The 11,733-nt window shown below is 76.5% G+C and carries 11 protein-coding genes; 8 read left to right on the forward strand and 3 right to left on the reverse strand.

Going from position 1 to position 11,733, the window contains the following annotated elements; translation table 11 throughout:
- Positions 1–233 precede the first annotated feature (233 nt).
- From AB0910_RS16620 to AB0910_RS16630, 3 genes are all read right to left on the reverse strand, one after another.
- On the reverse strand, positions 234–1,397 hold the full coding sequence (locus AB0910_RS16620; RefSeq protein ID WP_366745314.1) for an LLM class flavin-dependent oxidoreductase: 1,164 nt from the start codon (positions 1,395–1,397) through the stop codon (positions 234–236).
- A 309-nt stretch (positions 1,398–1,706) separates the two neighbouring features.
- Positions 1,707–1,856 carry a putative leader peptide gene (locus AB0910_RS16625; RefSeq protein ID WP_366745315.1) on the reverse strand — a complete coding sequence of 50 codons (150 nt, stop codon included), beginning with the start codon at positions 1,854–1,856 and terminating at the stop codon, positions 1,707–1,709.
- Positions 1,853–2,398 carry a cupin domain-containing protein gene (locus AB0910_RS16630; protein ID WP_366745316.1) on the reverse strand — a complete coding sequence of 182 codons (546 nt, stop codon included), beginning with the start codon at positions 2,396–2,398 and terminating at the stop codon, positions 1,853–1,855. The genes AB0910_RS16625 and AB0910_RS16630 overlap by 4 nt, the downstream gene beginning before the upstream one ends.
- A 165-nt stretch (positions 2,399–2,563) precedes the next feature.
- Here AB0910_RS16630 and AB0910_RS16635 point away from each other — a divergent pair, with 165 nt between their 5' ends.
- The 8 genes from AB0910_RS16635 (at position 2,564) to AB0910_RS16670 (ending at position 11,731) form a co-directional block, all read left to right on the forward strand.
- On the forward strand, positions 2,564–2,974 hold the full coding sequence (locus AB0910_RS16635) for an Rrf2 family transcriptional regulator (RefSeq protein WP_366745317.1): 411 nt from the start codon (positions 2,564–2,566) through the stop codon (positions 2,972–2,974).
- Positions 2,971–3,867 carry a DsbA family protein gene (locus AB0910_RS16640; RefSeq protein ID WP_366745318.1) on the forward strand — a complete coding sequence of 299 codons (897 nt, stop codon included), beginning with the start codon at positions 2,971–2,973 and terminating at the stop codon, positions 3,865–3,867. Before AB0910_RS16635 ends, AB0910_RS16640 begins: the two co-directional genes overlap by 4 nt.
- 560 nt (positions 3,868–4,427) lie before the next feature.
- Entirely contained in the window at positions 4,428–6,002 is a 1,575-nt protein-coding gene (locus AB0910_RS16645) for an ABC transporter substrate-binding protein (RefSeq protein ID WP_366745319.1), read from the forward strand.
- Positions 5,999–7,045 (forward strand): ABC transporter permease, encoded by a 1,047-nt coding sequence (locus AB0910_RS16650; RefSeq protein WP_366745320.1) that lies wholly within the window; start codon positions 5,999–6,001, stop codon positions 7,043–7,045. The genes AB0910_RS16645 and AB0910_RS16650 overlap by 4 nt, the downstream gene beginning before the upstream one ends.
- On the forward strand, positions 7,042–7,998 hold the full coding sequence (locus tag AB0910_RS16655; RefSeq protein ID WP_366745321.1) for an ABC transporter permease: 957 nt from the start codon (positions 7,042–7,044) through the stop codon (positions 7,996–7,998). The genes AB0910_RS16650 and AB0910_RS16655 overlap by 4 nt, the downstream gene beginning before the upstream one ends.
- Positions 7,982–9,052, forward strand: a complete 1,071-nt coding sequence (locus AB0910_RS16660; protein WP_366745322.1) for an ABC transporter ATP-binding protein — start codon at positions 7,982–7,984, stop codon at positions 9,050–9,052. Before AB0910_RS16655 ends, AB0910_RS16660 begins: the two co-directional genes overlap by 17 nt.
- Positions 9,049–10,080 (forward strand): ABC transporter ATP-binding protein, encoded by a 1,032-nt coding sequence (locus AB0910_RS16665; RefSeq protein WP_366745323.1) that lies wholly within the window; start codon positions 9,049–9,051, stop codon positions 10,078–10,080. The genes AB0910_RS16660 and AB0910_RS16665 overlap by 4 nt, the downstream gene beginning before the upstream one ends.
- 412 nt (positions 10,081–10,492) lie before the next feature.
- Entirely contained in the window at positions 10,493–11,731 is a 1,239-nt protein-coding gene (locus AB0910_RS16670; RefSeq protein WP_366745324.1) for an acyl-CoA dehydrogenase family protein, read from the forward strand.
- Positions 11,732–11,733: the final 2 nt, after the last annotated feature.

Raw genomic sequence — 11,733 nt, forward strand, 5'->3', positions numbered from 1 at the left:
GCAGCGCGGACGCGCTCCGCGACGCCCCCGCAGGGGCCGCGCGGACCTGCCGCACCACTTGGACTAGACCATACCGACTGGCGTGCTCGCGTCAAGAGTAGGTAATGGACCGGCATACGGGCTGCCGTCCGCCGGCGCAGCGGCCCGGGCTCGGCGGCCACGGACGCCGGAGCCCCCCGGCCACGGGCACCTGGGCCCTGCGGCCCGGATGCCCGGGCCCGGCGGCACGGTCGTCAGCGGCCCCCGGCCAGCAGGATCGGTGCGGCGACGGGCCCCGCGTGCGCGGTACGCGGCAGCAGCCCCCGGGCCGCGAGCAACGGGATCACGCCCTCGCCGAACCAGTACGCCTCTTCGAGGTGCGGGTAGCCGGAGAGGATGAAGTGGTCGATGCCGAGCCGGTGGTACTCCTCGATCCGGTCGGCCACCTCGGTGTGCGCGCCCACCAGCGCCGTACCCGCGCCGCCGCGCACGAGGCCGAAGCCCGCCCACAGGTTGGGCGCGATCTCCAGCCCGTCGCGGGAGCCGCCGTGCAGCGCCAGCATCCGCTGCTGGCCCACCGACTCGCTCCGGCGCAGCGCCCGTTGGGCGGCGGCGACGGTGTCCTCGTCGAGGTCGTCGAGCAGCCGGCCCGCCGCCGCCCAGGCGTCGGCCGCGGTGTCGCGCGCGATGGTGTGCAGGCGGATGCCGAAGCGGACCGTACGCCCCTCGCGCGCGGCGAGCCCGCGGATCCACTCGATCTTCCGTGCCACCTGCTCGGGCGGCTCGCCCCAGGTGAGGTAGACGTCCGCGTGGCGGGCCGCGACAGGCCCCGCCGCCTCGGAGGAGCCGCCGAAGAACACACCGGGCAGCGGGTCGGGCGGCTGCGCTGTCAGCCCGCCCGCCACCCGGTAGTGCGCGCCGTCGAAGTCGAAGGGCGCGCCCGACCACACGCCGCGCACGACGGAGAGGAACTCGTCCGTGCGCGCGTACCTGCTGTCGTGGTCGGCGTGGTCGCCGAACCTGCGCTGCTCGGTGCTGTCGCCGCCGGTGACGACGTTCAGCAGGAGCCGCCCCCGGGTGACGCGCTGGTAGGTCGCCGCCATCTGCGCGGCGAGGACGGGCGAGATCAGCCCCGGCCGGAGCGCCACGAGGAACTTGAGCCGTTCGGTCTGCTGCGCGAGCGCGACGGTGGTGAGCCAGGCGTCCTCGCACCAGGTGCCGGTGGGGGTGAGCGCGCCCTCGAACCCCAGCCGCTCCGCGGCCTTGGCGATCTGCGCCAGGTATTCGATGTCGGGCGGCCTGATGCCGGCGGCCGGCGCCGCACCGGCCGTGCCGCCCGAGCCCGCGTAGGCGTGGCGGTCGACGAGGGTGCGGCCGTCGCCGCCCGTGGGCAGGAACCAGTGCAGGTGGAGGCTCATGGGGAACTGCCTTTCTTCGGCACGGAGGGTGCGCACCTGCGCCCCAAGCCTGGCGCGCCGCGCGGCGGCCTCGGCGCCCCGGCTCGGCGCGCCGCCGGTCGGGCGCACACCTGGCCGTACGGGTCGGGCGGGCACCGGGCCGCACGGGTCGGGGGCGTGCCAGGCCGTACGGGTCGGGGGCGGCCGCGCGGTGTGTGCGGGTACCGCACACCGGCGGGCGCGGCGTGCGGCAAGGGCGGGCGGCAGGGGGACGCCGCTGCCGGACGGCGCGGCGGTGCCGCCCGCGGGCACGGGCGGCTCGGGGGCGCGTCAGCGCGCCGGGCGACACACCGCGGAGGCGACCCGCAGCAGGTCGATGTGGCAGCGCCGGGTGAGCAGCGCGGAGCGCGGTGCGGCGCCGCCCGCGCACGGGGTCGTCCGGCGCGGCGGCGGCCCGCCGGTGCCAGCGGGGCCGCTCACGCCTCGGCGTCCTCGGGCAGCTCGCGCAGCACGTACAGGCCGGGCAGGTTGACCACGACGGCCTCCTGGGTGCTGCGCGCGATCACCACCACGGCCTCCTCCTCGGGGCTGGGGTTCTCCTCGCGGTGCGGCACGTAGGGCGGCACGAAGACGTAGTCGCCCGGGCCCGTGCTGATCCTGATCTCCTCGGGCTCCCCGTGCGCGTCGTCGAGGAAGACGAACTCGGGGTGGCCCGCGACCACATGGATCGCGGTCTCGGACGCGCCGTGGTGGTGGTCGGACGAGGCCGTGCCGGGCGCGACGTGCGTCTGGCCCATCCAGATGCGCTCCGAGCCGACGGTGCGCCCGCTGATCGCGGCGAACCTCCGCATACCGCCGCTCTGCGCGGTGTCGCCGTCGAGTGCGCCGGCGCGCACATGGTGGAGACGGGCGCGCAGCGGTGCGGATCCGGGCGTGGACTCCGGCAGGTCGGGGTGGAAGGCGTCGTGGCCGGTGTGCGGGCCGGCCGGGCGGGAGTCGGACGGAGGGGGCTGCGAGACCATGGTTCATCCCTGCTCTGCGGGGTACTGCGGGCGGGCCGCCGCCGGTCGGCACGCGGCCCCGTCCGGTGCGACCGTAGAGAGCGCCGCGAATGGATGTCAAGATGTGTCCATTCACGGCGGCCCGGTGGGACCGGGCCGCCGGCGCCCGCGAGAAGAGGTCCTCCCATGCAGATTTCGGCCAGAACCGACTACGCCGTGCGGGCGCTCGTCGAGCTGGCGGCGGACCCCGGGCGGCCCCTCAACTGCGAGAGCGTGGCGTCCTGTCAGGGCATCCCCTTCCGCTTCCTGAAGTCCGTCTTCCGCGATCTGCGCCAGGCGGGCCTGGTGCGCAGCCAGCGCGGCTGCGAGGGCGGGTACTGGCTGGGCAGGGACGCCGCCGCCATCTCCGTGGCCGACGTGATGACGGCCGTGGACGGCGAGTTCTTCACGCTGCGCGGCGCGCCGCTCGCCGGCCTCGCCTACCCCGGCGCCGCCGGCGCCCTGCCCGACCTGTGGCGCTCGGCGGCCGAGGCGGCGCTCGGCGTGCTCGCATCGGCCACGATCGCCGACCTGACGCTCGCCGGGGTGCGGGCGTGAGCGCGAGGCAACCGGCTTTGCTGGTCACCGAGTTCACCGATCCCGCGTGCCCCTGGGCATGGGGTTCGGAGCCGGCGCTGCGGCTGCTGCGGCACACGCTCGAACCGGTCTGCCGCTGGCGGCGGGTGTACGGGATCCTCTTCGACGAGGACGACGACGAGGCCCCCGACCCGGCGGCGGAGGCGCGCTGGTACGACGGCTTCATCCGCGAGGTCGCCGCACACACCGGGGCCCCGTACGCGGCGCGGCTGCGGTGGCTGACCCGCAGCAGCTGGCCGGCGTCCGCGGCGGCCAAGGCTGCGGAGGCACAGGGGCCGAGGACCGCCGAGCTGGTGCTGCGGCGGCTGCGCGAGTCGACGTTCGCGCACGGCACCCCGGCCGACGGCGCCGACGGCATCAGGGCGGCGGTGGCGGGCGTGCCGGGGCTCGACGCCGAGCGGCTGCTCGACGAGGCTGCTTCCGCGGCCCTGCGCGCCGCGGTCGCCGCGGACCGGGCGGAGGCGCGCAGGCCCGCGGCCGAGGTGGTGGGCCTCGCCGGTCCAGGTCCGCACCCCGGCGGCGCCAAGGAGCTGGCGGACGGCGTCCGCTACGCGCTGCCGACACTGGTGTTCGAGGGCCGGGGCGGACGGGTGTGCGCGCCGGGCTGGCGGTCCTTCGCCGCGTACCTGGCCGCCGCGGAGCGGGCCGCCGGCGGTCCCCTGCCCCTACCCGAGGTGCCGGACGCGGCCACCGCCCTGGAGCGCTGGCGGACCCTCACGGATCCCGAACTGGCCCTGCTCACCCGGGAGAAGGCCCCGCCCGCGGGCGCGGTCGAGCTGCGCACAGCGGGCGGCCCGCTGTGGCGGCACCCCGCCGAACAGCAGGATCGCCGCAGGTCGCCGGGGTCTCGATGAATGAGACACCTCAAGGTGTCCATTGACAGGGTCCGGGAGCCGGGCGAGGATATCTGTCATGCATGCGATGCACCCCGGTGTGGTCTGCCGCTACGTGGACTATCGACGCACCTCCAGCGCCCTCTGTCGCTGACGCCGCCGCGCACGTCGGCCCCTCGGCCCGTGCCCGCCGCCCGCGGGCGGCGCTCTCACCCATCTGCCGCGCCGCACCGACCGGGCGCCCCGGTCGGTCCGTGCCGCCCGTGACGGGCCGCCCCGCTCCGCCTCCGGCTCACTGAATCCGCCCGCAGGGCAGGCCCGTCGGCGTGGCGCGCGGGCACGTGCGGGCACCCCCTGCCTCCCGCCCACGGGGCCGCTCCCCCGTCCCCGTCCGTGACAGCACACCGCGGTCCCCGCCGCGGTGTGCTGTCACGGGTCCCCGATGCGCGTTCCTCCCCCGCCGCGTTCCGACCTCCCCTGCCACCGTCCGTACGCCAGGCACCCGCTCGTGCCGGGCTGCGCGGCGGCGGCCGGCCCCTGTCTTCCCCTCTCCGGCCCCGGCCGGGAAAGGCGGCCCTCCCATGCCCGCACCACCCCCTCCCCCGCCCGCCACGGGCCCCACGGGCCCACGCCCAGCGGCGCTCGGCAGGCGGTCCTTCTTCGGCCTGTCCCTCGGCGCGGGCGCGGGCCTCGCGCTCGGCGCGTGCGGCGGGCAGGCGACGAGCGCGCTCGGCGGCGCCGGGTCCACCCTCAAGTGGGGCTGGGACCTGCCCAGTTCATGGGACCCCGTGACCTCGTCAGCGGGCTGGGACGTGCACACCCTGTCCCTGGTGTACTCGGCGCTGACCAAGCTCGACGAGCACGGCGCGCCCGTGCCCGCGCTCGCTTCCTCGTGGCGCTACGACCCCGACGGCACCGCCGTGACCTTCACCCTGCGGCCCGGGCTGCGCTTCGCGGACGGCACGCCGCTCGACGCCGACGCGGTCAGGCGCAGCATCGAGCGCGGCCGCGACTGCCCGAAGTCGCTGATCGCCGCGCAGCTCACGGGCATCAAGAGGGTCGTCGCCCGCGACCCGCGTACCGTGCGGCTCGAACTGGCGGCGCCCGACTACCAGATACCGGCCCTGCTGGCCGGGAAGACCGGCATGGTCGTCAACCCGCGGGCGTTCGAGAAGGACGCCGCCGCGCTCGCCACACGGCCGGACGGCGCGGGCCCCTACACCCTCGTCTCCTACGTGCAGAACTCGAAGGCCGTGCTGCGCCGCAACCCGCGCTACTGGGACGCGGCGAACATCAAGGTCCGGGACTTCGAGGTCTATCCGCTGCCCGAACCCTCCACGGTGGTGGCCGCGTTGACCTCCGGGCAGTACAACGTGGCGCAGATACCCGGCAGCCAGGTGGCGGCCGCGCGGGCGGCCGGGCTCAAGGTGCAGGTGATCCCCTCGATGGTGGTGGCGGTCCTGGACGTGAACCTGGACCGGTCGCCCTTCACCCACCCCGATGTGGCGCTCGCCCTCAAGTACGCGGTCGACCGTGAGCAGTTGCTCAAGACGGCCTCCTTCGGGCACGGGGAGACCAGCAGGCAGCCCTTCCCCGCCGGATATGTGGGCCACGACCCGGCGCTGGAGAAGCTGTTCCCCTACGACCCCGCGAAGGCAAGGAAGTTGGTCGAGTCGGCGGGCGCGGGCCGCGAGGTCTCGCTGACGCTCTCCGCGCAGAACGCGGAGGGCGTGCCGGAGGTCATCCAGGCGCAGCTGGCGCGGGTCGGCATCAAGGCGACCATCTCGACCGTCCCTGCGGCCCGCGCCACCGAGCTGGTGTACGTGCAGCGCAGCACGTCGCTGTACGTCGACCAGTTCGCCGGGCGGGAGTCGGCGACGCAGGCGTTCCAGGTCCTCTTCGGCAGGCAGGGGCTGATGAACCCGGGCCGCCGCAGCCCCGCGGCGCTGGAAGCGGCGGTCGCCGAGGTCAGCCGCACCCCGCTCGACGCGCCCGGCTACCCGGCCGTGCTGCGCAGGGCGACCGGGACCGCCGTGCGCACCATGCCGAACGTCTTCCTCTACACGGTGCCGCGCATCCTCGCCCGCAACGCGCAGGTCTCCGCGATCCCGCCGTACCCGGTCGTCCAGCGCTTCGAGGGGGTGACCGTGGCATGAGCGCTCCCCCGCTCGCGCCTCCCGCGCGCCGGGCCGACGTCTGGCGCGGCCGGCTCACCCGCGCGCCGCGCTCGGCAGGCCGGGTGCTCCTCACCACGTGCACCGTGTTCGTGCTGGCGAGCGTCCTCACCTTCGCGCTCGGCGCGCTCTCCGGGGCCAATCCGGCGGCCGCGGTACTCGGCGACCAGGCGACGCCCGCCGACATCGCCAGGATGCAGCACGCGTTCGGCCTCGACCGCCCGCTGTACCGGCAGTTCCTCGGCTGGCTCGGCCACGCGCTCACCGGGGACCTCGGCACGTCGTGGTTCACCAGTGTGCCGGTGGCGGACAGTGTGCGGCTCGCCCTCCCGGTCGACCTGTCGATCGCCGACCTCGCGCTCCTCTTCGCGGTGGTGCTGGGCGGCGGCGCCGGGATCACGGCGGCGCTGCACAGCGGCGGCCGTACCGACCGCGCGGTCACCGCGGTGTGCTCGGTGCTGTCCACCCTGCCGCCCTTCCTCATCGGCATCGTGCTGATCGTGGTGTTCGCCGTGCAGTTCAGGGCGCTGCCGACCGGCGGGTACATACCGCTCGACCAGAGCGCGGGCGAGTGGCTGCGGTACGCGCTGCTGCCCGCGTTCGCCCTGAGCCTCGACGCGGCGGCGTCCATCGCGCGGCAGTTGCGCACCTCGCTGGTGGGCGCGCTGCGGGAGAACTACGTGACGGGCGCTGCCCTGCGCGGCCTCTCCGCGCGCCGGGTGCTGTTCGGACATGTGCTGCGCAACGCGGCGGGGCCCGCGCTGACGGTGCTCGGGATGAGCGTGCCGGTGATCCTCGGCGGCGCCGTGGTCACGGAGAAGATCTTCAACCTGCCGGGGCTCGCGCAGCTCTCCCTGCAGGCGGCGGAGCAGCACGACATCCCGGTGATCCAGGGGACGCTGCTGGTGACGGTGGCCGTGGTGCTGGTCGCCAACCTGGCGGTGGACGCGGCGCTGACCGCGCTCAACCCGGCGGCACGGCGCGGCGGTCGGCTCGGCCGCCGCGGGCAGCGGGAGGCGTCATGAGGACGCTGCGCCGCACCCTGCGCCAGCCGTCGGCGCGGCTCGCCCTCGCGGTGCTGCTCGTGGTGGCGGTCGTCGCCCTCGCGGGCGGGGCGCTCGCGCCGCACGACCCGCTCGGGCAGCGGCCAGAGGACCTGCTCCAGGGGCCGAGCGGCCGCCATCCGCTGGGCACCGACTACCTGGGCCGTGACGTGCTCAGCAGGCTGCTCGCGGGCACCGGTCGCTCCCTCGCAGGCGCCTTGGAGGCGGTCGGCTCCGCCATGGTGCTCGGGGTGCTGCCGGGCATCGCGTCCGCGTGGTGGGGCCGGGGGTTCGCGTGGGCGTCGCAGCGGGCCGCGGACACCCTGATGATCATGCCGTTCACGGTGTTCGCGATCGCGGTGGTCGGCGCGCTGGGCAACGGCATGCACCAGGCGATGCTGGCGCTCGGACTGCTGTTCGCGCCGCTGTACTTCCGCGTCACCAGGGCCGCGGCGCTCGGCCTGCGGCAGGCGCAGTACGTGGAGGCTGCCGAGCTGATGGGGGCGTCGCGCGGCTGGGTCCTGCGCACCCATGTGTGGGGCAAGGTGCTGCCGACGGTCGCGGTGACGACCGCGCAGGCCGTGGGGCAGGCGCTGCTGGTCGTGGCGTCGCTGACGTTCCTCGGCCTCGGGGTGCAGCCGCCCGCGCCGACCTGGGGCGGCATGCTCGCCTCCGACCTCGGCTATCTGACCCAGCAGCCGTGGGCGCCGCTGGTGCCGGGGGCCGCGATCATGGTCACGGTCGGGGCGCTGAACCTCCTCGCGGACGCGATCAGGGACTCCTCGGCGCCGGGCGCACGCCCGCGCGGCCGCCGGTGGCTGGCGGCCCCGCGACCCGCGGCCGCAGCGCGCGCGGCCGACGGCCCGGCTCCGTCCCCCAACACCCAAGAGAACCAGCGGAGTCAGGAGGCGGAGAGCCATGTCACCACGGGCTGAGCACGGGCAGGAGCGCGGCGGCGGCGAGGCGGGCGCGCACCGCCTGCGGGAACCCGGGCCGGTGCTGCGCGTCGACGACCTCGACGTGGCGGTGCCGGGCGGCGGGCGCGCGGTGCGCGATGTGTCGTTCACCGTGTCCGCGGGCGAGTCGGTCGGGCTCGTCGGCGAGTCCGGCAGCGGCAAGAGCCTGACCTGCCGCTCCGTGCTCGGTGTGCTGCCGCCGGGCTGCTGGGTCGGCGGCGGGCGCATCGCGCTCGACACCTCGGACGCCGACCTCACCTCGTACAGCCGCGCGCAGTGGGACGCCGTGCGGGGCAGTGTGATCGGCGCGGTGTTCCAGGACCCCGCCTCCTATCTCAATCCGTCGCTGACGGTGGGCAGGCAGCTCGCGGAGCAGATACGGGTACGGCGCGGCCTGCGGCGGGCGGCGGCGCGCGGCCGCGCCGTCGAACTCCTCGCCGCCGTGGGGCTGCCCAGGCCCCACGAGGTGTACGCGCGCTATCCGCACGAGCTGTCGGGCGGGATGCTGCAACGGGTGCTCATCGCGACCGCCGTGTCCTGCGGTCCGCGCCTGCTCGTCGCCGACGAGGCGACCACGGCGCTCGACGTCGTCGTGCAGGCGGAGATCACGGAGCTGTTCCAGCGGCTGCGCGCGGAGAACGGCCTCGCGCTGCTGCTGGTCACCCACGACCTGGCGCTCGTCGCCGAGAACTGCGACCGGGTGCTGGTGATGTACGCGGGCGAGATCGTGGAGGAGGGACCCACTGCGCGGGTGCTCGCCGCGCCGGCGCACCCGTACACCGAGGCGCTGCTGCGGGTCGCGTCGGTGGGGCCGGGCGACCGGCGGGACCTGGCCGTGATTCCGGGCGGGCCGCCGCCTGCGGGCGCCGAGCTGCCCGGCTGCCGGTTCGCCGAGCGGTGCGCGTACGCGGCGCCGGAGTGCGCGGCGGGCCCCGTCGCCCTGCGCACCCTCGACGACGGCAGGACGGCGCGGTGCCTGCGCCCGGTGGCCGCGACGGCCGCCGCGCACACCCCGCAGGGAGCGATCGCATGAGCGCCGTGGAATCCCCCGCGGGCGAGCCCCTGCTGAGCGTCTTTGGCCTCTCCGTCTCGTACGGGCCCGCCCCCGGCGCGCGGGGGCGCGGGACCCGCGTGCTGAGCGGTGTCGACCTCACCGTGCGGGCCGGGGAGATCGTCGGGATCATCGGCGAGACGGGGTCGGGGAAGACGACCCTGGCGCGCGCCGCGGTCGGGCTTGTCCGCCCGGAACCGGGTGCGGCCCTGCGGTTCGCGGGCCGCGACCTGGTGCGGATGCGCGGCGCCGAACTGCGGGAGTTCCGCCGCTCGGGCGCGCTGCAGTACATGTTCCAGGACCCGCTGCGCTCGCAGGACCCGGAGCTCACGGTGCGCGCCGTGGTGGCGGAGCCGCTGGCCGCCGCCCACCGGGGCGACCGCGGGGAGCGGGCGGCGCGCGCGGACGAGGCGCTGCGCCTCGTGGGGCTCGACCCGGCCGCCCACGGCGAGCGCACCCCGGGCGAGCTCTCCGGCGGGCAGCGCCAACGCGTCTCGCTGGCGCGGGCGTTGGTGACGCGGCCACGGCTGCTCATCACCGACGAGCCGGCCAGCGCGCTGGACGCGTCCAACCGGAACCTGGTGCTCGGTCTGCTGGCGAGGCTGCGCGCGGAGCTCGGCCTCGCCGTGGCGGTGGTCTCGCACGACCTCGGGTCGCTCGCCGGGCTCGCCGACCGGGTGGCCGTGCTGTACCGGGGCCGGCTGGTCGAGGACGGACCCGCGGCCGAGGTGCTGACCGCGCCGCGCCACCCGTACGCGGCCCTGCTCGCCGCCTCGGCGCCCCGGGTGGGCGCGACCGGCGGCCCGCGCCCCGCCCAACTCCGGCCCGCCGCGGACCGGCAGCCGTGGCCCGAGGACCGGGGCTGCGTGTTCGCGCCGCGCTGCCGCTTCGCCGGCCCCGCATGCGCACACGAGCCCGCCCCCGCCCCGGCCCCCGGCTCACCGCCCGAGGCCGCACACACCGTCGCGTGCCACCACGCCGCCGACTGGCGCGCCGAGGTGCCCGCGTGAGGCGGCCCGCGCCGGGCCGCGGCGACGGCCGCCCGCGCCCGGCTGCCCCACCGGCCCACAGCCGACCCACCCGCCGCGCCACAGCGGCAACACCCGCAGCCATCCGGCACAGCCGGGCCGGCCACCACGACAGCGCACACGGCGGCCCCACCGGCTACCGCCCGCGCCCGGCTGCCGTACCCGGCGGACAGCCCACCCACCACACCGGCGACACCCTCAGCCGCCCCGCACACCCACGCCGCCGCGACACCGCGCACGGGCCAACCCGCTGCCGTGGACGCCGTGCCCGCGATCGTCCTCCGCACGCGCGGCGCCCCGGCGGGCCTGTGCCGTGTCCCGCACGCCGCGTCCGCGGCCGTCCCGCGCAGGCAAGCGCAGGACGTGCGGCCCGCCCCACACCGAGCGAGGAGTCATGATCCCTACCCTTACCGGCACCGCGGGCGCGCCGCCGCCCCTCGATCTGGCGCGGCTGCCCGCTGTCACCGCAGTGCTCGCCGAGCGGGCCGCCGAGCACGACCGCGACGCGACGTTCCCTTACGAGGGGTTTCAACACGTCCACGAGGCAGGGCTGTTGACGGCCACCGTGGCGCCGCGCCACGGCGGTCCTGGCGCCGGGCTCGCGGACACCGTGCGCATCCTGCGCGCGCTGGGCGCGGGCGACCCGGCCGTCGCGCTCGTGACGGCGATGACACTGTTCGTCCACGCCGCGCAGGCGCGCACGCCCGCCTGGCCCGAGGCCGCCTACGCCGAGCTGCTCGCGGCGTCGGCCGAGGGGCCTGCCCTGGTCAACGCGCTGCGGGTGGAGCCCGAGCTCGGCAGCCCGGTCCGCGGCGGCCTGCCCGCGACCACCGCGCGCCGGGACGGCGGGAGTTGGCTGCTGACCGGGCGGAAGATCTACTCCACCGGCGCGGTCGGCCTCAGCCACCTGCTGGTGTTCGCCCGCACCGACGAGGACCCGGTGCGGGTGGGCGCGTTCGTCGTGCGCGCGGGCAGCCCCGGGCTGACCGTCGAGCCGACCTGGGACCACGTGGGCCTGCGGGCCAGCCGCAGCGACGACGTGGTGCTGGACTCCGTACGCGTCCCGCTCGGCGACGTCGTGGGGCTCGCGGCCGCGGGGGACACGCCGGGCGCCAGGGCCGACCCGGTGACCGGCGCGTGGAACGCTCTCGGACTGCCCGCGCTGTACCTCGGGATCGCCCGCGCCGCACTCGACTGGCTCACCGGTTTCCTGCACGAACGCGTGCCGACCGCGCTCGGCGCGCCGCTCGCCACCCTGCCCAGGTTCCGCGCAGCCGTCGGCGAGATCGAGGCGTCGCTGCTGGGCGCCGACACCCTCGTGGACACCTTCGCCGCCCGGGTCGACGCGGGCGAGCCCGGCGCGGCGGAGCGCGCGGGCGCCGTCAAGGTGCTGGCGACGCGCGCGGCGATCGGCGCCGTGGAGACGGCCGTTTCGCTCACCGGCAACCACGGCCTGACCAGGACCCGGCCGCTGCAGCGCCACTACCGCGACGTGCTGTGCTCCCGCGTCCACACTCCGCAGGACGACTCCGTGCTCCTCGCGCTCGGCACCGCTGTGCTCGACGCCGCGGCGCCGCCCCCGCCCACCGCCCCGACCCGTACCACCGTGACGCCCAAGACCCCCGGCCGCTGAAA

It is taken from the genome of Streptomyces sp. NPDC047002, assembly GCF_040704505.1.
Taxonomy (GTDB): domain Bacteria; phylum Actinomycetota; class Actinomycetes; order Streptomycetales; family Streptomycetaceae; genus Streptomyces.

Excerpts from the sequence above, each read along its gene's own strand:
- AB0910_RS16630 (WP_366745316.1), bottom strand. The coding sequence starts at position 2,398 with ATGGTCTCGCAGCCCCCTCCGTCCGACTCCCGCCCGGCCGGCCCGCAC.
- AB0910_RS16635 (WP_366745317.1), top strand. The coding sequence starts at position 2,564 with ATGCAGATTTCGGCCAGAACCGACTACGCCGTGCGGGCGCTCGTCGAG.
- AB0910_RS16645 (WP_366745319.1), top strand. The coding sequence starts at position 4,428 with ATGCCCGCACCACCCCCTCCCCCGCCCGCCACGGGCCCCACGGGCCCA.
- AB0910_RS16665 (WP_366745323.1), top strand. The coding sequence starts at position 9,049 with ATGAGCGCCGTGGAATCCCCCGCGGGCGAGCCCCTGCTGAGCGTCTTT.
- AB0910_RS16650 (WP_366745320.1), top strand. The coding sequence starts at position 5,999 with ATGAGCGCTCCCCCGCTCGCGCCTCCCGCGCGCCGGGCCGACGTCTGG.
- AB0910_RS16660 (WP_366745322.1), top strand. The coding sequence starts at position 7,982 with ATGTCACCACGGGCTGAGCACGGGCAGGAGCGCGGCGGCGGCGAGGCG.
- AB0910_RS16655 (WP_366745321.1), top strand. The coding sequence starts at position 7,042 with ATGAGGACGCTGCGCCGCACCCTGCGCCAGCCGTCGGCGCGGCTCGCC.
- AB0910_RS16670 (WP_366745324.1), top strand. The coding sequence starts at position 10,493 with ATGATCCCTACCCTTACCGGCACCGCGGGCGCGCCGCCGCCCCTCGAT.
- AB0910_RS16620 (WP_366745314.1), bottom strand. The coding sequence starts at position 1,397 with ATGAGCCTCCACCTGCACTGGTTCCTGCCCACGGGCGGCGACGGCCGC.